At 70.6% G+C, this 20642-nt stretch carries 19 protein-coding genes and 1 tRNA gene; 9 read left to right on the forward strand and 11 right to left on the reverse strand.

The genetic code is table 11. From position 1 onward, the window contains the following. Positions 1-689: 689 nt before the first annotated feature. Both AC3ET4_RS02940 and AC3ET4_RS02945 read right to left on the reverse strand, forming a co-directional pair. A tRNA-Arg gene (locus AC3ET4_RS02940) sits at positions 690-762 on the reverse strand. A gap of 563 nt (positions 763-1325) precedes the next feature. Next, the gene (locus AC3ET4_RS02945; RefSeq protein ID WP_431945516.1) at positions 1326-2099 is read right to left on the reverse strand and encodes an alpha/beta fold hydrolase; all 774 of its coding nucleotides are present in this window, start codon (positions 2097-2099) and stop codon (positions 1326-1328) included. 470 nt (positions 2100-2569) lie between these two features. Between AC3ET4_RS02945 and AC3ET4_RS02950 the strand changes: the two genes are divergently transcribed. Beyond that, positions 2570-2875 (forward strand): TetR-like C-terminal domain-containing protein, encoded by a 306-nt coding sequence (locus AC3ET4_RS02950; protein WP_431945518.1) that lies wholly within the window; start codon positions 2570-2572, stop codon positions 2873-2875. A 262-nt stretch (positions 2876-3137) separates the two neighbouring features. Here AC3ET4_RS02950 and AC3ET4_RS02955 read toward each other — a convergent pair whose 3' ends face one another. Continuing rightward, complete coding sequence (locus tag AC3ET4_RS02955; protein ID WP_431945520.1) at positions 3138-3620, reverse strand: MarR family winged helix-turn-helix transcriptional regulator; 483 nt, start codon at positions 3618-3620, stop codon at positions 3138-3140. Between the two features lie 103 nt (positions 3621-3723). Here AC3ET4_RS02955 and AC3ET4_RS02960 point away from each other — a divergent pair, with 103 nt between their 5' ends. The 4 genes from AC3ET4_RS02960 to AC3ET4_RS02975 all read left to right on the forward strand — a co-directional run bounded on the left by AC3ET4_RS02960 (position 3724) and on the right by AC3ET4_RS02975 (position 7529). Beyond that, positions 3724-4134 carry an organic hydroperoxide resistance protein gene (locus tag AC3ET4_RS02960; protein WP_431945522.1) on the forward strand — a complete coding sequence of 137 codons (411 nt, stop codon included), beginning with the start codon at positions 3724-3726 and terminating at the stop codon, positions 4132-4134. 234 nt (positions 4135-4368) lie between these two features. After that, on the forward strand, positions 4369-5001 hold the full coding sequence (locus tag AC3ET4_RS02965; RefSeq protein ID WP_431945524.1) for a TetR/AcrR family transcriptional regulator: 633 nt from the start codon (positions 4369-4371) through the stop codon (positions 4999-5001). 121 nt (positions 5002-5122) lie between these two features. Further along, a complete protein-coding gene (locus tag AC3ET4_RS02970) occupies positions 5123-6634 on the forward strand; it encodes an MFS transporter (RefSeq protein ID WP_431945526.1) in 1512 nt (503 codons plus the stop codon). Between the two features lie 391 nt (positions 6635-7025). Then, positions 7026-7529 carry a MarR family winged helix-turn-helix transcriptional regulator gene (locus AC3ET4_RS02975; RefSeq protein ID WP_431945528.1) on the forward strand — a complete coding sequence of 168 codons (504 nt, stop codon included), beginning with the start codon at positions 7026-7028 and terminating at the stop codon, positions 7527-7529. Positions 7530-7539: 10 nt separating this feature from the next. On the opposite strand, the gene AC3ET4_RS02980 is transcribed toward AC3ET4_RS02975, so the two are convergent. Beyond that, positions 7540-8067, reverse strand: coding sequence for a GNAT family N-acetyltransferase (locus AC3ET4_RS02980; protein ID WP_431945530.1), 528 nt, complete (start codon positions 8065-8067; stop codon positions 7540-7542). A gap of 190 nt (positions 8068-8257) precedes the next feature. Between AC3ET4_RS02980 and AC3ET4_RS02985 the strand changes: the two genes are divergently transcribed. Together AC3ET4_RS02985 and AC3ET4_RS02990 are read left to right on the forward strand one after the other, a co-directional pair. Then, positions 8258-9244: a sigma-70 family RNA polymerase sigma factor gene (locus tag AC3ET4_RS02985; RefSeq protein WP_431945532.1), complete on the forward strand. Its 987-nt coding sequence runs from the start codon at positions 8258-8260 to the stop codon at positions 9242-9244. Between the two features lie 271 nt (positions 9245-9515). After that, on the forward strand, positions 9516-9728 hold the full coding sequence (locus tag AC3ET4_RS02990) for a hypothetical protein (protein ID WP_431945534.1): 213 nt from the start codon (positions 9516-9518) through the stop codon (positions 9726-9728). 11 nt (positions 9729-9739) lie between these two features. On the opposite strand, the gene mscL is transcribed toward AC3ET4_RS02990, so the two are convergent. Then, positions 9740-10219 carry a large conductance mechanosensitive channel protein MscL gene (gene mscL / locus AC3ET4_RS02995; protein WP_431945536.1) on the reverse strand — a complete coding sequence of 160 codons (480 nt, stop codon included), beginning with the start codon at positions 10217-10219 and terminating at the stop codon, positions 9740-9742. Between the two features lie 191 nt (positions 10220-10410). Next, positions 10411-10881: a hypothetical protein gene (locus AC3ET4_RS03000; RefSeq protein WP_431945538.1), complete on the reverse strand. Its 471-nt coding sequence runs from the start codon at positions 10879-10881 to the stop codon at positions 10411-10413. A 329-nt stretch (positions 10882-11210) separates the two neighbouring features. On the opposite strand from AC3ET4_RS03000, the gene AC3ET4_RS03005 reads away from it, so the two are divergent. Beyond that, complete coding sequence (locus AC3ET4_RS03005; RefSeq protein ID WP_431945540.1) at positions 11211-11891, forward strand: helix-turn-helix domain-containing protein; 681 nt, start codon at positions 11211-11213, stop codon at positions 11889-11891. An 84-nt stretch (positions 11892-11975) separates the two neighbouring features. Here AC3ET4_RS03005 and AC3ET4_RS03010 read toward each other — a convergent pair whose 3' ends face one another. The 5 genes from AC3ET4_RS03010 to AC3ET4_RS03030 form a co-directional block, all read right to left on the reverse strand. Continuing rightward, entirely contained in the window at positions 11976-12836 is an 861-nt protein-coding gene (locus AC3ET4_RS03010) for a universal stress protein (RefSeq protein WP_431945542.1), read from the reverse strand. Between the two features lie 149 nt (positions 12837-12985). Continuing rightward, a complete protein-coding gene (locus tag AC3ET4_RS03015; protein ID WP_431945739.1) occupies positions 12986-13996 on the reverse strand; it encodes a zinc-dependent alcohol dehydrogenase family protein in 1011 nt (336 codons plus the stop codon). A gap of 124 nt (positions 13997-14120) precedes the next feature. Beyond that, positions 14121-14441: an FmdB family zinc ribbon protein gene (locus AC3ET4_RS03020; RefSeq protein ID WP_431945544.1), complete on the reverse strand. Its 321-nt coding sequence runs from the start codon at positions 14439-14441 to the stop codon at positions 14121-14123. Positions 14442-14507: 66 nt separating this feature from the next. Beyond that, entirely contained in the window at positions 14508-15854 is a 1347-nt protein-coding gene (locus AC3ET4_RS03025; protein ID WP_431945546.1) for an MFS transporter, read from the reverse strand. A 208-nt stretch (positions 15855-16062) separates the two neighbouring features. Continuing rightward, positions 16063-17562, reverse strand: coding sequence for a potassium/proton antiporter (locus tag AC3ET4_RS03030; RefSeq protein ID WP_431945741.1), 1500 nt, complete (start codon positions 17560-17562; stop codon positions 16063-16065). Positions 17563-17726: 164 nt separating this feature from the next. Between AC3ET4_RS03030 and AC3ET4_RS03035 the strand changes: the two genes are divergently transcribed. Continuing rightward, positions 17727-20630 (forward strand): penicillin acylase family protein, encoded by a 2904-nt coding sequence (locus AC3ET4_RS03035; RefSeq protein ID WP_431945548.1) that lies wholly within the window; start codon positions 17727-17729, stop codon positions 20628-20630. The last annotated feature ends 12 nt before the right edge of the window (positions 20631-20642 follow it).

Below are 20642 nucleotides of genomic sequence, written 5' to 3' on the forward strand. Positions count from 1 at the left end.
ATCGGCCCACCCGACATGTGACCACCGCCTCAGGAGCGAGGTGGGGCGACTGTGGCTCTGACCTGCGAAGCAGGCAGGTGGGCGGAAAGGGATATCAGACACCTGCCGGTCCCGCCGTTCCCCGCGGTTCCCCGCTGGATCTGGCACGGATGTGGGACGGGGAGGCCTCTGATCTTCCTCAACTGACGGGGGCGGCACGGCTGTACAACTGACGGGGCCGTCCCTCAACGGGATGCCGCTCTCTCCTGCTTGTCTATCGCGGCGGCAAGTGCAAGGAGCGCCTCAACCTGGGCCATCCGTACGCGAGTCTCGACGGAGAGCCGCCCCCTCTCTCGCTCAGCTGCTTCAAGCAACTCCTGAGCCTTGTGCGCATGCGTGGCATAGTCAGCCACGAGAGACCCCCTGCTCGTCGAGACGTCCACCGTAGCGATCACTCCGGGGCGATGGGGCCCCGTTGCCCGAGTCGAGCCAAGCGGTCTCTTCGACGAGGAGGGGCCTACCGGCCTGGCCTCGGGATTTGAACACCCTCGATGGTCAACGGTCGTGATCGGGATCGCTGATCGACTCGGCTCGATGATCCGTGGGGCGCGAGGCGACGTGGACTCAAGTGGCACGGAAGTGGCACGGCCGTGGTCACGAGAAAGGGCCAGTTCGAGGGCATCAAGCCCCTGAACTGGCCCTTCACTATGTGCCCCAGGCAGGATTCGAACCTGCGACACCCGCTTTAGGAGAGCGGTGCTCTATCCCCTGAGCTACTGAGGCGAGGCTTGATCGTTACCTCGTCATGCGGTGGGGCCGCACCTTGCGAGGTCCTCTGTCAAGCTCTGAGCGTTCCCAGGCTGACGGCTGCCAAGCGAGTGGGGGACATGATCCGGACACCGCACGGCAGCGCCCGCCGGGGCGCTCGATCCACAGGGTACCGGATCGTTGCTCGGGCAGGCGCTGCCATGCGGTGGGTCGGTGACAGCGCGGTCGGGTATCGGGGGGTACCGGAGGCGGTGCCTTGGTGAACGGCTCGACGGGCGAGGTCATGGGGTCGAGCCGAGCCCATGCCTGCTCGACGCGGCGCCTGCGGGGCCCTTGAACTTCTGACGGCTGCATCCGACGACCTGCCGGTGTGCGGCGTCGGCGCGCCGCGTACGGTGCCGCACCGGAGGGGGCCAGCTGCCGTGTTGAGCGCAGTCACCACCGGCTCGGCGTCGTGCCCGCCCCGTTGTTCAGCCCTGCGGCCCTCCAGCCGATGTGCGCCCGCGCGGGCGAGCTGCGGATCGGACGGCCGACCCGCCCGGCCGGGTACCGGGACGGGCGGTTCCACGGCAGGGGCGTCAGTCGCCGGGCAGCCGCGCGTGGGTGTGCCGGACCAGGTCGGCGAAGGCATCCGGATCCTGGAGTGGGAAGAGGTGGTCGCCGGGGGCGTGCGAGAGGTGGGCGGTTGTACCGCCGCCGCGCACGGCCCTGACGTACGTCTGCTCCTCCAGGCGGAAGAGGAGGTCACGGCGCCCGTTGACGAACCGGGTCGGAGTCCGCAGCCGGGCGGCCAGGTCCAGGAAGTCCACGCGGCGCAGCTCCCGGACGGCCTCACCGAAGGCGTGCCGGGCGAAGCCGCCGGCGATGACCGCCTCGGCGCACTCGGGCGTGGCGTGGCGCCGGAAGAGGCGGGCGTTCACCTCGGTGCTGCGCTCCTCGCTCCGGAGCTCGTCGATGCGCGCGGCAGCGGTGTAGGCGAGCGCCTTCCAGCCGCGCGGCCGCGCGGTCGACCCGCACACCAGCAGCCCGTGCACGTGCTCGGGACAGAGCGCCGCGTGGGCCATGGCCACGAAGCCGCCCAGGGACATGCCCACGACCAGCGGCCGTCGGCCGGTCACCGCATGCGCCTCTGCGACGACCGGGTCGAGTGCCTCGACGGCCGCCGCGAGGGTGAACGTCCGACCGCGCAATGCGCCGTGGCCGGGCAGGTCGGGGGTGCTTACCCGGAAGGCGGGTGCGAGCCGCCGGGCATGGGGGAGCCACATGGACGAGGAAACGCGGATGCCGTGCAACATCACCACAGCGGAGTCTGTCCTGTCGCCGCCGAACACGCGCGAGGTGGGCTCGGTCATGCCGCGCGCCCCCCGTCGCCGGTCGTCTTCCGGGGGCGCCGGGCCGTGGCGGGACCCCGTCTCGCGTCTCCCCCGCCGAGGGGCTTGCGGGCGCCGGTGTGCCGGGGAGCGTTCGGTGGCCGCGCGGTCCGTCCGGTCAGGAAGCAGCCTGGCGCGGTGGTGGCCGCCCCGGTACAGCGGAGCACTGCGCGCAGTGAGTGGGGCGCCGTGCCGTTCATGGCCGAGCGCCCGGTCGCCGGTGGACGGACGGCCCGGCCCGCGAGGTCACGTCGGTGCGGAACGTCGGGGCAGGGATTGAGCAGGCCGGCGTACGCGGTCCTGGGCCGGTGAACACCAGGCCGAGCAGCTCCGTCACGCGGGCGCCGGGTCCGCTCCGCAGGTCGTGCCAGTACTCGGTGACACGGGTCCCTTCGCCCGCCGGCTCGACTTCCCCTGTGTGAACCCAGGGGGATGCGTGAACAAGATCGCGAATGGTGTTGCCCGCGCTCGTCTCGGACGCCGCCGCGGACCCCGAACTCGGCCAGCGTCTGCGCGAGGAACTCATAGAGCAGCGCAAGAAGCAGTCGGTCGCGGTTCTCGACCGGGCGGTCGAACGCGGGGCCCTCCCCCAGGACGCCGACGTTTCCACGGTGCTGGACATGTGGGCCCGGCTGATGCTGTTCCGCAGCCTGTTCTACGGCGTCAGGCTCGACGAACAGTCCATACGCGGCCTGGTGAGTGCGACCCTGGCGTCCCCGCCGCGCACCGTCTTTGTGGACCAGCCTTCCGCGGCCTGAAGCGGCCCCCGTCAGCGGCCGGCTGACGATCGGCTGTCCCCGCGGGATCGCTGTCGCGTTCGGGCCGCTGCGCCGTACGGGCGCAGCGGCCCGAAGAACCCGGCGACAGCAGGACGACACGGTCGACGCCTCCCCGCGGGCGCGTCGGCGGGAGCGCCGGGGCGGCGGCCGTTCCCCCGTGCTTCGCGGCGCGCCGTCTCGCAGTGCGGGGAACGGTCCCGCCGGCGTGTCCCGGTAAGGACGCAGAGCAGCATCGGGCGCGTCAGGTGCGGGGCTGCCCGTCGTCGAGGCCGGCCGCGGTGAGGGCAGCGGTGAGGCGGTCGACGCGGGCGCGCAGGTCGTTGATCTCGTCCAGGTCGAGGCCGGTGGCCGCGGAGATGCGGGGCGGTATCCGCAGGGCCTTCTCGTGGAGCGCCGTGCCGGCGTCGGTGAGGTGGACCGTGACGGAGCGCTCGTCGTCCGTGGAGCGCTCGCGACGGACGAGGCCGGCGGCCTCGAGGCGCTTGAGGAGTGGGGAGAGGGTGCCGGAGTCCAGGCGCAGGTGCTCGCCGATCTTCTTGACCGGCAGGGCGCCGTGCTCCCAGAGCACGAGCATCACCAGGTACTGGGGGTAGGTGAGGCCGAGGTCCTTGAGGACGACGCGGTAGACGCTGCCGAAGGCGCGCGATGCCGCGTGCAGGGAGAAGCAGATCTGGTTCCCGAGCCGGAGATGGTCCTCGGCGCGGGCGGGCGCGGTGGCGGTCATGGGTCGATGGTAACTCGACCGTCCACATTTTAGTTGTGCACAACTGAATTGTGTGCTTTACTTGTCGTCGTCGAGATCGCAACCGATCGAAAGAGGACGTTCCATGGACCCGCTGTACACCGCCGTCGCCACCGCCAACGGCCGTGACGGCCGCGCCGTCAGCTCCGATGGTCAGCTCGACCTGGCGCTCGCCATGCCGCCGGCGCTCGGTGGCAACGGTCAGGGCACCAACCCCGAGCAGCTTTTCGCCGCCGGTTACGCCGCGTGCTTCGCCAGCGCCCTCGCCCTGGTCGGGCGGCAGGCGAAGGTGGACACCAGTGAGATCTCCGTGACCGCCGAGGTGACCATCGGCAAGGACGAGACGAGCTTCGCCCTGGCCGTCGTGCTCCGTGCCGAACTTCCGGCGGAACTGGAGAACGAGACCGGCCGCAGCCTGCTTGAGCAGGCCCACCAGGTGTGCCCGTACTCCAAGGCGACGCGGGGCAACATCCCGGTCGAGCTCGTCGTGGAGTGAGCGGAGCAAGGATGTGCGGAAGGGCCCCGGGCGCGGCAGCGTCCGGGGCCCTTCCGCTGTGCGCGGGGGCCGCGACGCCCTGCCTCCCGGGCGCCACCCCGCTCGGCCGCGTGCGTGTGACCCAGTTCACGAAGGACGCCGAAATATCCGGGGAACGGTTCCCCGTTTATCCCTACGCCGCACAAACGGGGACTCGCTCCCCGGAACCGAACGGAACGAGAGGAGTGCCCCGTCATGACGGCGAACGCCGCTGTGAAGCTTCGCGCGGACGCCACGCGCAACCGCGAGCGGATCATCGTCGCCGCCCGTGAGGCGCTCCTCGAGCACGGTGTCGACGCCCCGCTCGACGAGATCGCCAAGCGAGCCGGAGTGGGCAACGCCACTGTCTACCGTCACTTCGCCGACCGCCAGGAGCTCGCGCTCCAGGTGGCCCTGTCGGTGATGGACCGGCTCACCCGTCGGGCCGAGGAGGCGCTGGCGCAGGAGCCGGACGCCTTCGACGCACTGCGCCGCTTCGTGCACGAGGCGGCCGACGAGCGCGTGGGCGCGCTGTGCCCGATGCTCTCCACCGGATTCGGCAAGGGGGATCCGCGGCTCGAGGAGAGCCGCATACGCTTGGAGCACGCGATCGAGGAGCTGCTGGCCGCCGGGCGGCGGATCGGACGGCTCCGTTCCGACATCGACGTCGGCGACGTGATGGTGGCCGTCAGCCAGCTGACGCGGCCACTGCCCGGTATGCACTGCGGCAGCATGGATCGCTTCGTCCGTCGTCATCTGCAGTTGTTCGTCGACGGCCTGCAGGCGTCGGCGAGCTCCGAACTCCCCGGCCAGTCCGTCACTTTCGACGATCTGCGGCAATGTCGCTGAGGTCCGCCTGCCGAGCGGGTGCCCCCGCGTAATTCATTCGCCCACAACATCTGCGTTACATACCGTAAGTCCTCTTCGTCTTCAATGTCGTCATCTCCTCGTACCGTTAGTGAGTTCACCCATGCCTGATACGGCACATTCCCAACGCTGGAAGGCGTTGGCCTTCATCGCGATAGCTCAGCTGATGGTCGTCCTCGACGGCACCATCGTGAACATCGCCCTTCCGTCCGCCCAGACCGACCTGGGCATCTCCGACGCCAACAAGCAGTGGGTCATCACGGCCTACGCGCTCGTCTTCGGTGGGCTGCTGCTCTTCGGCGGACGCATCGCCGACCTCTGGGGCCGCCGCCGTACCTTCGTCACGGGCCTGATCGGTTTCGCCGCCGCCTCCGCCATCGGCGGCGCGGCTGCCAACGAGGCGGTGCTCTTCGGAGCCCGTGCGCTGCAGGGCGCCTTCGGTGCGCTCCTCGCGCCGGCCGCGCTGTCGCTCCTCGCGGTGATGTTCACCGAGGCCAAGGAACGCGCCAAGGCGTTCGGCATCTACGGCGCCATCGCCGGTGGTGGCGGTGCCGTCGGTCTGATCCTCGGCGGTGTGCTCACCGAGTACCTGGACTGGCGCTGGACCTTCTTCGTCAACATCCCCTTCGCCGCCGTCGCCGCCTTCGGCGCCATGCGCTTCGTCCGCGAGCCGGCCGGCAGCCGCAACAGCAGCGCTCTGGACATCCCCGGCGTCGTGCTGGCCACCGCGGGCCTGGTCTCCCTGGTCTACGGCTTCACCCGCGCCGAGACCCACGGCTGGAGCGAGGGGACGACGATCGGCCTGTTCGTGGCCTCGGTGGTGCTGCTCGTCGCGTTCGTGGCCGTGGAGGCCCGCGTGAAGGCCCCGCTGCTGCCGCTGCGCGTGGTGACCGACCGCAACCGCGGCGGTGTCTACCTCTCGTTGGGCCTGGCCATCATCGCCATGTTCGGCCTGTTCCTCTTCCTCACCTACTACCTGCAGGTCGTCCAGGGCTACTCCGCGCTGAAGACCGGCTTCGCCTTCCTCCCGATGATCGCGGGTATGATCACCGGCTCGACGCAGATCGGCGCGCGCCTGATGACCCGCGTCCCTCCGCGCCTGCTGATGACCCCCGGCTTCCTGGTGGCGGGCCTGGGCATGCTCGTGCTGACCCAGCTGTCGGTCGACAGCTCGTACGCGGGCCTGGTGCTGCCGGCCGAGATCCTGCTCGGCCTCGGCATGGGTACGGCCTTCATGCCGGCCATGAGTCTGGCCACGTACGGGGTTCAGCCGCGTGACGCGGGTGTCGCCTCCGCCATGGTCAACACCTCGCAGCAGGTCGGCGGCGCCATCGGTACGGCGCTGCTGAACACCATCGCGGCCAGCGCGACCACCTCGTGGGTCGCGGCGCACGCGGCCGAGGCCCGCACCCTCGGCAAGCAGGGCTTCACCAACGCCGCGGCCGTGCACGGCTACTCCACGGCGATCTGGTGGGCGGTCGGGATCCTGGCCCTGTCCGCGATCATCGCCTTCACCTTCATCAACACCGGCGGTGGCGGTGGAGTGGTGGCCGGCTCCGGCGGCAAGGACGCCGATGGCGCGGAAGACGTCGCCGTCCCGGTGATCGCTCACTGACGCACGCGTCGACGACGACGGCACGCCGGACGAACGGCGAGCACACGGAAGGGCCCCGCTTCATGGGAGGAAGCGGGGCCCTTCCTGTCGCGTCGCGGAGACTACCTGCCGAACTGCACGGAGCGCTTGGCCGGACCGGTCCAGAAGCTGTCGATGACGCTTGCGCTGCTCGCCGAGCGCGTCCTCGCGGCGCCCGTGTCAGGTAGAGCGCGGCGAAGTGCTCCGCGGATGGGTGAGCCGTCCGGCGGGGGGATGTGTGCTCGAAGTCCAGCGGTACGGCCGGGGCGGCACTCTCGGGGAAGGTTGGCGGTCTCTTGAAGTTTCAAGCGGAAGGGAGGGGTTGGGTTCGCGATTGCTTGAAACTTCAAGGTCGAGTTCGTAGAGTGGAGCCATGAGCACGAGAGCCACCGAACCCCGCTGGTTGAGCCAGGAGGAGCAGCGCACCTGGCGTGCTTACCTGGCGTCCACACAGTTGGTCTCGGACGCGCTCGACCGGCAGCTCCAGCGTGACGCACGGATGCCACACGCGTACTACTCGTTGCTGGTGTGGCTCTCGGAGACCCCCGACCGCCGGATGCGCATGACGGAACTGGCCGAACGCTCGAAGATTACGCGCAGCCGGCTCTCCCACGCCATATCCCGTCTGGAGGGGAACGGCTGGGTCCGGCGCGAGAACTGTCCCTCCGACCGGCGCGGGCAGCTGGCGGTGCTCACCGACGAGGGGTTCGCCGCGCTCGCCGCGGCCGCCCCCGGCCATGTCGAGGCAGTGCGCGGGGCGATCTTCGACCCGCTCTCGGCAGAGCAGGTGCGCCAACTCGGCGAGATCTGCCGGGCCATCGCCGAGGGGCTCCAGCCGCGCGACGGCGGGGCGGAAGACCTCCCCTGGCTGCGCTGAGCCCTTCGGTTCAGGCCAGCTCCTTCTCGTACCAGGCGACGTCCCAGTAGCGGCCGAACTTCCGGCCGACCTCCCGGTGGACGCCCAGCGGGCGGAATCCGAAACGGGTGTGCAGGCGGACGGACGCCTCGTTGGGTTGCGTGATGCCGGCGTACGCGCGGTGCAGGTCCTCGCCTCGCAGGGCTTCGAAGAGCGCGGCGTAGAGAAGAGTGCCGACGCCGCGGCCGCCTGCGTCCGGGGCGCAATACACGGAGGTCTCCACGGAGGTGGAGTACGCGGCCTTCGGGCGGAACGGGCTGCTTGTGGCGTATCCGAGCAGTCCGTTCGAGCCGTCCGGTTTTTTTCCGCAGGCAACCAAAAGGCGATGCGGCCCGTCTTCCGGGTGGGACAGGAGCCAAGGACGGCGCTGTTCCGGTGACAACGGCTCGAGATCGAAGGTGGTCGCCGTCTCCCGGATGTAGTGGTTGCACAGGTCGGTGAGGGCCTGCAAATCCCCCTCCACCCCCGTCCTGACCTGCACTTCTGTGGACTCTGACAATGATCCACCTCCGGCTTTGGGCCCTACAGGGTACTGCAAGATCGTAAAAAACGGGGTCGCGCTTGGGAATTGTGTCCGGATTCCAGTCGTTATCTCTTTTCGAGTGGGCAGCCGAAAGGCACGCGCGAAGCTGCTGGAGGGGCAGCTCATTCGACCAGACACCCGACCGAACCTTCGCAAGGGAGCACGCATGGCAACCCGTGCCGTCGCCCGCAGCACCACAGGCGGGAACAGCAGCGCTCGCGCAGGCCACGGTGAGATGGCCGACCGTGACCTCGTCGGCATGTACCTCGACGAGATCGCGCGCACGCCGCTGCTCGACGCCGCGCAGGAAGTCGAGCTTTCCAGGGCGATCGAGGCCGGCGTCTACGCCGAGCAGCTCCTCGCGGGCGAGGAGCTGGGTCAGGGAGCGGGCGCAGGCCGAGAGGAACTGGAGGCGATAGCCGCCGCGGGAGCGCGGGCCAAGGACGTCTTCATCCGTTCCAACCTGCGCCTGGTCGTCGCCGTCGCGCGACGCTATCCGCGCAGCGGCCTGCCGCTGCTCGACCTGATCCAGGAAGGCAACGCAGGCCTGGTGCGCGCCGTCGAGAAGTTCGACTACACCAAGGGCTTCAAGTTCTCCACGTACGCGACGTGGTGGATCCGTCAGGCGATCACCCGGTCCATCGCGGACCAGTCGCGCACCATCCGGCTTCCCGTCCACCTGGTGGAGGAGCTGGGGCGGGTGCGCCGGGTGCAGCGCGAGTTCAACCGCGAGCACGGGCGCGACCCTGAGCCCGCGGAGATCGCGGACGAGCTCGGCTCCACCCCGGAAAGGGTCTCCGACGTACTGGACTGGGCGCGCGACCCTGTGAGCCTGAACATGTCGGTGGACGACGAGGGCGAGACGCAGTTCGGCGATCTCGTCGAGGACACCTCCGCGACCTCGCCGGAGGACTCCGTACTCGTCATGCTGCGGCGTGAGGAACTGGAGGACCTGATCGACCGGCTCGACGACCGGACAGCGTCCATCATCCGGGCGCGCTACGGCATCGTGGACGGCCGCGAGCGCACGCTGACCGAGGTCGGCAAGCAGCACGGGCTGACGCGTGAGCGGATCCGGCAGATCGAGAAGCACGCGCTGGCGGACCTCAAGCGCATGGCGCGCGCGACCGGGCTGTCCATCGAAGCGGCCTGACCCTGGGCGGCCACCGCGCGCGGTGCCCGCGCTGACTCCACAGACTCGAGCCCCGGTGCCACCCCCCTGTGCCGGGGCTCGACCCTTGGCGCCGCCGGACCGGTCCCCGTGTCGGCCCGGTGTCGGCTTGGCCCGGTGTCGGCTTGGCCCGGTGTCGGCCCGGACTTGGGTCGGCCCGGACCTGGGTCGGCCCGGTGCGTGCGGCCTGGTCGTTGTGGTCGGGCCGTCTGGTCGAGCGGGAGCCGTCGAGCCGCCCCGTACCCTGGGTGGCATGAGCAGTACCCCCTACTCCGCCACGAACCACACCGAGGCCCCTGTTCCGCGAGCACCGCGCGACGACCCCGCGGCGGCGCTGGTCTTCGACGACCCGCTGGACCGACAGTCGTCCGACGACACCGACACCGGATGGGGCGAGCGCCCCGGCCAGGGCGGTGCGGGGGATCTCGCGCGCTTTCTCGACGAGAAGCCCCCGCACCACATCTGAGGCGGCCCGTCTTACGGACGCGTCCGGTTGCTGCTGCCGTGGCTGTAGGGAGAGGGAATGGTGGGGGCGTCGCCGTGGCCCTGCTGCTGGCGGGCGAGCAGGTCGCGTATCTCGGTCAGCAGTTCCAGCTCCGTGGGAGCGGCCACTGCCTCCTCCTTGCCCGCCCTGCGCCGCTCGTTGAGTTTGTTCATCGGCAGGATCAGCAGGAAGTACACGACGGCGGCCGTGATGAGGAAGGTCAGCGCCGCGCCGGCGACGGCGCCCCACAGCAGGCCCACACCCTTGGTGAGCTCGCCGTTGACGACGGTGCAGGGCGCCTCGATGCACAGGGTGTAGCCGTCGAGGTTCTTGGTGCCGATGGCACCGATCACCGGATTGATGAGGCCCTTCACGAACGCGTCGACGATCTTGCTGAACGCGGCGCCGACCACGACCGCGACAGCGAGCTCGACGACGTTGCCACGCAGCAGGAAGGCTTTGAAGCCCTTCAAGGGACGAATTCCTTTCGAGGAACGACCGTGCAGTGCGGCCCGGGGAGCCGTGGGTACCCAGTGGTGTCCCGCGGGGCGCCGCCGGAGCGAGGGCCGGCGGTCACGGAGGTAGGTGAGCGGTTCGGCCTTTGAGGGTAGGGGGTGCGCGCGGGGGCTCACCCACTGGTTGCTGCCCTTCTCATGGAATACGGCTAACGCAGGGCGACCGCCAGGGGCGAGGAGGCCGCGGCGCCGGACAACGCGGCAGCCGTCCCCCGTGGTACCGACAGCACGATCAGTGCTCCGCCGCCGAATCCGCCCCCGTCCACGCCTGCCGCGGCGAGGCCCTGGGCGCCGGCGGGGGGAGAGGGGACCGCCACCACAGGCGCTCCGCGGGCCACCACGCGCGCCGCGGCGAGGACGTCCACCCGGTCGCCGGGCCGGACCAGCGAGGCGGCAGCCGCGTCCGCGATGCGCACCGGCGCCCGGACCATGTCCTGTGCGGCGGCAGCGGCAGCCGGGGCGTCCCGTCCCGGTCGGCGGGGCTGCTGATCCGTCCGGGGCGCCGCCGCGGCCAGTGCGGCAGCGGTCATCGCCAGGCCCGCGGCCATCATCCGCCGCCGTCGGCGCAGCGCACGGCGCAGGCGATGCCTCCCGCCGCCCGCCCTGATCGGCGCGAACATCGGGACCACGCCAGGTGTGGGCGCGTCCGTGCCCATACCCGCCGGCGGTACCGGGCCGCCGCCTGCCCACCATGTGGCGCCACCGCTGTCCACCATCTCGACCACCCCCGTCATCGGGCCTTGCCCGCCGGTGCTTCCGGCCGGGCACGACCACCATGACGCATCGCGCCGCGGCGCCTCGGCGCCCTGTGGAGTACTGGCCGGTTGTGGATAACTCGGCCACCCGTTCGAGGGGATGAGCTTGACGGGCCTGGCGGTGCGGCGCCGGTGGTGGTGTGCTTGCTGGTAACGAACCGAAGCGCGGAGCTCGAGAGCGGGAGGTGGTCGACATGACCAGTCAGCCATTGCGCGACGGCCCGTCCGAAAGGTCCAGAGCTCATCCGGGGGACGTCAGCCGTCGCGTCGCGCAGCGGCGGGAACAGTTGGGGCTCAGCCGCGAGGAAGTGGCCGCCAGGGCCGGAATGACGTCCAGCTACGTGCGGTATGTGGAGGAGCAGTGCCACCACACCATCGGCACCAACGCCCTGCTCCGGCTTGCAGGCGCCTTGCGCACCACTGCGAGCCATCTGCTGGGCGGTGATGCCGAGCACGTGCCCGGTGAGGAGGCCGTCGGTCCACCGGTGATGGAGGAGATGCGGCCGGAGGAGTGCTGGAACCGGCTGTCCGGCCAGGACGTCGGCAGGATCGCGCTGACAACCGGCGGGGGCCACCCCGCGGTCGTTCCTGTGAACTACGCGGTCGTCGACGGCACCATCATCTACCGCACGGCTGCGGACGCGCCTCCGTCCCTGGCCAAGGGCAATGAGGTCGCCTTCGAGGTCGACCAACTCGACGCCTGTCTCAGCGCGGGATGGAGTGTGCTGGTTCTCGGGGCCGCCGAGCGCGTCGTCGATCCCGAGGACTCTCGGGTGCTGGAGGCCCATCCTGGCCCTTGGTCCGGAGGTGAGGACGACCTGTGGATACGCATCGTCCCCTCCCGTATCTCCGGCAGCCTCATACGCAGCGTGTAGCAGGCAAGAGCCGCGAAGGAGAGAGACGGGCACAGTCGGATGTGATCGCGCGTCCGATCGGACGCATTCGGTTCGGCCGGCCGGTCAGGCGTGGCGAAACACCGCCACGGGGCAGTGAGCGTGGTGTAGCAGGGCATGGGTCACATGTGGCAGTCGGCCGCGGGAACGTCGATGCCGTTGGGCGCCTGCGACGAGTAGGTCGGCATGGGCCGAGGCATCCACCAGGGCGCCGCTCGCTGAGGAGGCGTTGACCAGGTCCACAGTCACGGTGAGGTCCGGGTACTCCTCGCGAATCCTGTCGGCGACCTGCTGTTGCGCGGCCGCCTCCCGGTCACCGACCGACCTGGCGTCGTCCAGCCCGGGCACCATCTCGCCCACAGCCCCGAGCAGGCTCCATGCCGTCAGGAGGCGCAAGGTGGCCTTCCGTAGCCGGGCCTCGTCGGCGGCGAAGCGCACGGTGGCCAGGTCGGTCTCGTCGCGGAGCCCGGCCAGGACGACACCGGTGGACGGATGCTCGCTGCCTCGCACGATGACCACGGGCCCGCACGCGTGGGCCGCCACACGCAGCCCGACCGAGCCCAGCAACAGCGCTTGGAAGCCACCCAGCCCACGGCTGCCGACCACGACGAGGCTCTCGGGCCCGGAGTGGTCCACCAAGGTGTCGGCGGGCTTCCCTTTACCGAGAGAGGTGGTGATCGTCAGGTCCGCGTAGCGGGTTGTGGCGGCGGCCGCCGCCTCGTCCAGCACCGCGTGGCCGTTGTCGATGACGAGTTGTGCGGTCTCGGGCGTCAGGTTGCGGCCCGAACGGGTCTCCAGGCCGGCAGCGTGGAGGATGTGCAGCGGGCGATCGCGTAGCACGGCCTCGCCTGCGGCCCACATCACCGCGGCGATGGCGCGGGGCGAGCCGTCCGTGCCGACCACGACCGATCCGTGGCTGGTGTCCATGGCGGTGTCTCCTTGTCGCTGTCGCTCCGCTCGGACTCGTCCCCCCTGCGTTCCGTCCCGCCCTCGTCCCGTCTCGGCGATGCCCACGCCGCACTGCAGCTGCCCGGACAGCCCTTGCCCGCCTCGTCCCCCGTCCCCTCGTCCACATCTCAGCGCGGCAGCAGCACCGCGGCGCCGTTGACACCGTCGGCGGCCAGGTCGGACAGCGCCCGGTCCGCGTGGTCCAAGGAATAGGGGGTGACAGTCACCCGGATGCCGATTCGGGCGGCCAAGGCCAGGAATTCCTTTCCGTCCTGTCGTGTGTTGGAGGTGACGCTGCGCAGATTGCGTTCCTGGAACAGATGGCGCTGGTAGTTCAGTGCCGGGATGTCGGTGAGGTGGATCCCGGCGATTGCCAGGGTTCCGCCCCGGTCCAGGGCTTCCAGGGCCGGCGGCACCAGGTCGCCGACCGGGGCGAAGAGGATGGCCGCGTCCAACGGTTCCGGCGGGCGGTCCGCCGCCGCCCCGGCAGAGGCGGCGCCGAGTTCCCGCGCGAGTTCCCGCGCTCGTTCCGACCGCGTCAGTACATGCACGGTGGCCCCCTCGGCCAGGGCGACCTGGGCAGCGATATGCGCGGAGGCGCCGAAGCCGTAGATGCCGAGCCGCCCGCCGGGCGGCAGGTCGCTGCGGCGCAGCGCGCGGAAGCCGATGATGCCCGCGCACAGCAGGGGCGCCAGGTGCATGGCGTCACGGCCGTCGGCGTCTTCGGGCAGGGCGTAGGCGTAGTCCTCGGGCACGGAGGTGAAGTCGGCGAAGCCGCCGTCTGCGTCCCAGCCGGTGTAGAGCGAGTACGGGCACAGGTTCTCGCGGCCGCTCAGACAGTAGATGCAGTTCCCGCACGTGCCGCGTAGCCAGGCGACCCCCACCCGGTCGCCCTCGGTGAAGCGGCTGACGAGCTCACCCGTGCCGACGACGCGCCCCACCACCTCATGCCCGGGGATGGTCTCGCGGCGGTGGGGTGGCAGGTCGCCCTCCGCCAGGTGCAGGTCGGTACGGCACACGCCGCACGCCTCCACGCGCAGCAGCAGTTCCCGCGGTCCTGGCACAGGCTTGGGGCGTCCGACGCGTACCAGTGGCTCCGTGATCATGGGTCCGGGCCGATCGACGACCCAACCGCTCAGCATGTCTCCAGTCTGCGACCGGAGGCCTCGGCGCTGCAGCCCGAAGCCCGTCACGCGGGCATGGCGAAGACCCCCGTCGCACGGGACGGGGGCCTTCGCCAGGGCAGGGCGCCGTGGGCTCCGCTCAGGCGGCCGACGTGCTCGCCGAGCTGGTGGAGCCGCTGGTGGTGCTGCTGGAGGAGCCGGCGGAGCCGCTGCTCTTGGAGTCCGAAGAGGCCTTCGACTCCGAGCTGCCGCTCTTGGAGGCCGGCGTGCTGCTGGACGACGAGCCGCGGCTGTCCGTCCGGTAGAAGCCGGATCCCTTGAAGACGACGCCGACCGCGGAAAAGACCTTGCGAAGCCGGCCGTTGCAGGCCGGGCACTCGGTCAGCGGGTCGTCTGTGAACTTCTGCACCGCCTCGAGGCCCTCGCCGCAGGTGGTGCACTGGTACTGGTAGGTCGGCACTTGCTCCTCCTGGCACTCTGACTCAGTGAGTGCTAACGACGGTCAATAGTGCAGCATTCCGCGGCATCAGTCCACCGCGACCGGCTCTCGGTGACCGATGCCACTGCTGTGGCCGGTCCCGCCGCCGCGCGCCGCGACCACGTCCCCCGGCCTCGGCACCAGCCGTCCGCGCAGTGCCAGCAGCGTGACGAGCGCCAGTCCGGTGCCCACCAGCGGTACGGTGAACCCCGCGCTCGCCCCGAGCCCGTCGGCCAGTCGTCCCGCCGCCGTGGCGGCCGCCGCCTGGCCCAACGCCACCGCGCCGGTCAGCCAGGTGAACGCCTCCGTGCGGACCCCGGCGGGAACGAGCGACTCGACCAGGGTGTAGCCGGTGATCAGGGCGGGCGCGATGGTGAGCCCGACCAGGAGCCCGAGCCCGCCCAGCAGCGGCACTGCGTGTGCCGCCCACAGCATGGAGGTGGCCAGGGTCAGCGCCGTGTAGCCGACGACCAGGCGCCGCTTGGGCCCCGACTTCCACGCGACGGCGCCGCACGCGATGCCCGCGAGCATGTTGCCGGCCGCGAAGACCCCGTAGAGCAGGCCGTTGGTGCCCGGCCGCCCGATCTCCTCCGTGAAGGCCGTCATGGACACCTGCATGCCGCCGAAGACCGTGCCGATCCCGAGGAAGGCCACCGCCAGCACCCGCACCCCCGGCACGCGCAGCGCCGAGGCTCCCCGCTCGCGGCCCCCCGGGACGGTCCGGGACGAGGCGGGCGCGGTCCGCCGCTGCGCGGCGAAGAGCAGCCCGCCGGCCAGCGTCAGCACGGCCTCGGACAGCAACCCCGCCGCCGGGTGCACCCCCGTGGCCAGCGCCGTGGCCAGCACCGGCCCGATGACGAAGGTGAACTCGTCGGTGACGGACTCGAACGCCGCCGCCGTCTGCAGCAGCGGCGACCCGGTCGGCAGCGTGGCCGCCCAGCGGGCCCGCACCATGGGCCCGACCTGCGGCACCGAGGCGCCGGTGGGCACCGCCACCGCCAGCAGCGCCCACAAAGGCGCGTGCGCCAGCGCGAGCAGCGCCAGCAGCACCCCGGAAGCCGAGTGGACGATCACCCCCGGCAGCAGCACGGCACTCTGGCCGAAGCGGTCGGAGAGCTTGCCGCTCTGCGGGGCGAACAGCGCCATGGAGACGCCGGTGACGGCCGAGACGGCGCCGGCGGTGCCGTAGGAGCCGGTGGTGTGCTGCACCAGCAGGACGATGCCGATCGTCAGCATCGCGAACGGCTGGCGCGCGGCGAACCCGGGCAGCAGGAAGGCCCACGCTCCCGGCGTGCGCAGCAGTTGCCCGTACCCCGGCCGCGCCGGCGTACGGGAACCCCCACCGGACACGGGCGCACGCGACGTGGACGTATGTGACGTCGGCGTACGCGGCATGGACCTACGAGATGTACGACTGACCGTGGATCCCACGGCCGGGCCTTTCCGCCGCCTGGTAGCGCACCCTGGACGCCTGGTCGCGTTCCTGTGCGCCGAGAGCTGTCCTCTCGCGCATGACCGAGGTAGATACCGGGTCTGTCCGGCCGCCGGGCGGTCGCGCCAGCCCTGCATCAGGCAGAGTTGGTGATGACTGTCGTCAGCCATGCTAACGGCCGGCCGCACCGCCCGATTCCAGCCATCCGGCCAACTTGCCGCCGCGTCCCACCGCCCGCAGCCGGGCCTCGGCCTTGTCCCGCACCGGGTCGGTGGCCACGACGAGAAGTTCGTCACCGTGCCGCAGCACCGTCGTCGGCAGCGGGACGAAGCTCTTGCCCTCGCGGACGACCAGGGTGACTGCGGCACCCGGCGGCAGCCGCAGTTCGCCGACCTCCACACCGTGCATGCGCGAGCGGGGTGGGATCCGCACCGACAGCAGGTGCCCCCGCAGCCGTTCCAGGGGCGCCGACTCGATCCCCAGGTCCTCCGCGCCCCCGAGGTCCGCGAGGCGCAGTCTGCGGGCGACCCAGGGCAGCGTCGGACCCTGCACCAGGGTGTAGACGATCACCAGGACGAAGACGATGTTGAAGATGCGCTCGCTCTGCGGGACGCCCGCCACCATCGGGATCGTGGCGAGCACGATGGGCACCGCCCCGCGGAGCCCGGCCCAGGACAGCAGCGCCTGGTCGCGGAACGGCCTGCGGAACGGCAGCAGGCTCGCCATCACCGAAAGCGGCCGCGCCACCATCGTCAGCACCAGGCCGACCAGGAGCGCGGGCACGATGTCGTCGCCGAGTTCATGCGGGGTCACCTGCAGACCCAGCAGCACGAACAGGCCGATCTGCGCCAGCCAGGCCAGGCCCTCGGCGAAGCCCCGGGTCGCCGGGCGGTGCGGGAGCCGGGCGTTGCCCAGGACGACGGACGCGACGTACACGGCGAGGAATCCCGAGCCGTGGGCGAGCGCCCCGCCCGCGTACGCGAGGACGGCGATCGCCAGCACCGCGATCGGATAGAGGCCCGAGGCGGGCAGCGCGACACGGCGCATCGCGAACGCGCCGATCATGCCGATGGCCAGGCCGACCACGGCGCCGATGGACAGCTCCAGCAGGATCTCGCCCAGCAGCACGCCCCAGCTGTGCACCGGCCAGTGCTCGGAGAAGGCGACGACCAGGATGACGACCGGGGCGTCGTTGAATCCGGACTCCGCCTCGAGCACACCGGTCAGCCGGCTCGGCAGCGGCACCCTGCGCAGCACGGAGAAGACGGCCGCCGCGTCGGTGGAGGAGACCACTGCGCCGATCAGCAGCGCCACCCGCCAGTCCAGACCGACGAGGAAGTGTCCGGCCGCGGCGGTGACGCCGACGCTGACCGCGACGCCCAGGGTCGCGAGGACCGCCGCCGCCGGGACCGCCGGTTTGATCTCCCGCCACTGGGTGCCAAGTCCACCCTCGGCCAGAATCACCACAAGTGCGGCATATCCCAACACTTGTGTCAATTCGGCATTGTCGAAGGCGATTCCCAGCCCGTCCTGTCCCATGGCGACGCCGATGCCCAGGTAGAGGAGCAGGCTCGGCAGGCCGCTGCGTGAGGAGAGGCGCACGGCGACCACCGCCATGAGCAGCACGAGGGCGCACACGAGCAGGAGTTCATTGAGGCGTTCGACGGTCAGGAGCCGGTCCTTCCAGCGAAGTTCGTTGCTCTGCCTAAGATTTTACCGGTGCTTGAGGTTGCGCGATCTCTGTCCACAGGTCCGACACCGCTTGGGGAGCTACGTCTCGGTACGCCTAAGGTGGCCCCTAGCAATCGGTCCACCCTGCCCCTCGAAGGACATCGATGCCCGCCAAGAAGAAGTCCCGCCGCACGCGCCTCATCGTGATCGGGGTCGTGCTCGTGCTCGTGGCGGGCATCGTCTACGGGTCGTACTGGAGTGTCGCCACCGTTCGCGCCTCCCTCCCGCAGACCACCGGAACCCTGCAGCTCAAGGGCCTGACCGGGGCCGTCCAAGTGAAGCGCGACGGCAACGGCATCCCGCAGATCTACGCCGACACCCCCGAGGACCTGTTCCGCGCGCAGGGCTACGTCCAGGCCCAGGACCGCTTCTACGAGATGGACGTGCGCCGGCACCTGACCGCCGGCCGGCTGTCGGAGATGTTCGGCAGCGGCCAGGTCGAGACCGACGCCTTCCTGCGGACGCTCGGCTGGCGCCGGGTCGCCCAGCAGGAGTACGACACCAAGCTGTCGGCCACCACGAAGAAGTACCTCCAGGCCTACTCCGACGGGGTCAACGCCTACTTGGACGGCCACTCGGGCGCCGATCTGTCCGTCGAGTACGCGGCGCTGAAGTTCAGCAACGACTATGTGCCGGAGAAGTGGACCCCGGTCGACTCGGTCGCCTGGCTCAAGGCGATGGCCTGGGACCTGCGCGGCAACATGCAGGACGAGATCGACCGCGCCCTGCTGTCGAGCCGGCTGAGCCGCGCGCAGATCGCCCAGCTCTACCCCGCCTACCCGTACGCCCGGAACAAGCCGATCGTCGAGGGCGGCAGGGTGGACGACCTCACCGATGAGTACGAACCGGCAGGAAGCGGCACGGAAGCGGGCATAGATCCCGCAGTCGGTGTGAACGAGGGCGGCGGCACGGAGACCGGCACGGGACTCGGCGCCGACGCGGAAACCGGCACGGAACTCGGCACGGCGACCGACGCGGCATCCCTCACGGCAACCGGCACCGGTACGGCCACCGCCACCGGCGCCGGCCCGGGCGCCGCCACCGACACCTCCGGCGCGGCGCAGAACGTCCAGTCGCAGCTGGCCTCGCTCTCCGACACCCTCGACCAGATCCCGGCGCTGCTCGGCCCCAACGGCAACGGCATCGGCTCCAACTCGTGGGTGGTCTCGGGCGACCACACCACCACCGGCAAGCCGCTGCTGGCCAACGACCCGCATCTGGCTCCGCAGATGCCCTCGCTCTGGTACCAGATGGGCCTGCACTGCAACACCGTCGGCAAGGACTGCCCCTTCGACGTGGCGGGTTACACCTTCTCGGGCATGCCAGGTGTGATAATCGGGCACAACTCGTCGATCGCCTGGGGCATGACGAACCTCGGTGCCGACGTGACCGACCTCTACCTGGAGAAGGTCACCACCGACACGTACCTCTACGACGGCAAGCAGAAGGCCTTCGAGACCCGCAAGGAGACCATCAAGGTCGCCGGCGGCGCCGACCGCACGATCACGGTGCGCAGCACCGGAAACGGCCCGGTGATCTCCGATCGCAGCGCCGAACTGCGCACCGTCGGCGACCGCGCACCGGTGCCCAACTCCGCGCCCGACCGTGCCGAGGGCTACGCGGTCTCCCTGCGCTGGACTGCGCTGACCCCGTCCAACACCATGGACGCGGTCTTCAAGCTCGATTCCGCGACCGGCTGGGAGGAGTTCCGGGCAGCCGCCCGCGACTTCGCCGTCCCGTCCCAGAACCTGATCTACGCCGACAACAAGGGGCCGAAGGGCCACATCGGCTACCAGGCGCCCGGCCGGATCCCGATCCGCGCCGGCGGTTACGACGGCACCTACCCGGCCCCCGGCTGGGACTCGCGGTACCAGTGGAAGGGGTACATCCCCTTCTCCGAGATGCCGTACGACTTCGACCCGCAGCGCGGCTACATCGTCACCGCCAACCAGGCCGTGGTCGACCAGGACAAGTACCCCTACCTGCTCACCCAGGACTGGGGCTACGGCACCCGCAGCCAGCGGATCAGCGACCTGATCCAGTCCAAGATCAAGGACGGCGGCCTGGTCTCCATGGACGACATGCAGGAGATGCAGGGCGACAACAGCAGCGAGATCGCCAAACTCCTGGTGCCGTACCTGCTGAAGATCGACATAAGGAACGATAAGGACGACTACGTCCGCAACGCCCAGAAGCTCCTGGAGGGCTGGGACTACAACCAGGACGCCGACTCGGCGCCGGCGGCCTACTTCAACGCCGTCTGGCGCAACATCCTCAAGCTGGCCTTCGGCAACAAGCTGCCCAAGGAGCTGCGCCCGGTGGGCCAGTGCCTGACCGTCCCGGCCGCCGACAGGTCCGGCCCGGTCGACGACCTCGACGGCAAGCCCGAGCTGGTGCGCGAGTGCGGCCTGCGCGCCGCCGACCAGGCGCAGCCCGACGGCGGCGACCGCTGGTTCGAGGTCGTCCGCTCGATCGTGAAGGACGAGGACAACCCGTGGTGGACGGACTCCCCCTCGGCCTTCTACGACAAGGACAGCGACCGGGCGCACACCACCCGCGACGAGCTGTTCGCCCGGGCCATGAAGGACGCCCGCTACGAGCTGACCGCGAAGCTCGGCAAGAACATCGACACCTGGAGCTGGGGCCGCCTCCACACCCTGGAGCTGCGCAACCAGACCCTGGGCACCGGTGGCCCGGCCGTCGTCCGCTGGCTGCTCAACCGCGGCCCGTGGCAGCTCGGCGGCGGCGAGGCCGCGGTCAACGCGACCGGCTGGAACGCGGCCGGCGGCTACGAGGTCGTCTGGGTGCCGTCGATGCGGATGGTCGTCTCGCTCGCCGACTTCGACAAGTCCCGGTGGATCAACCTGACGGGCGCCTCCGGCCACGCCTACAGCGCCCACTACACCGACCAGACCGCCAAGTGGGCCGCGGGCGAGCTGCTGCCGTGGATGTTCAGCAAGCCGCGGGTCGACACGGCGACGCAGGAAACCCTCGAGCTGACGCCGTGACCGTGACGGGCG

This window comes from Actinacidiphila sp. bgisy167 (genome assembly GCF_057707665.1).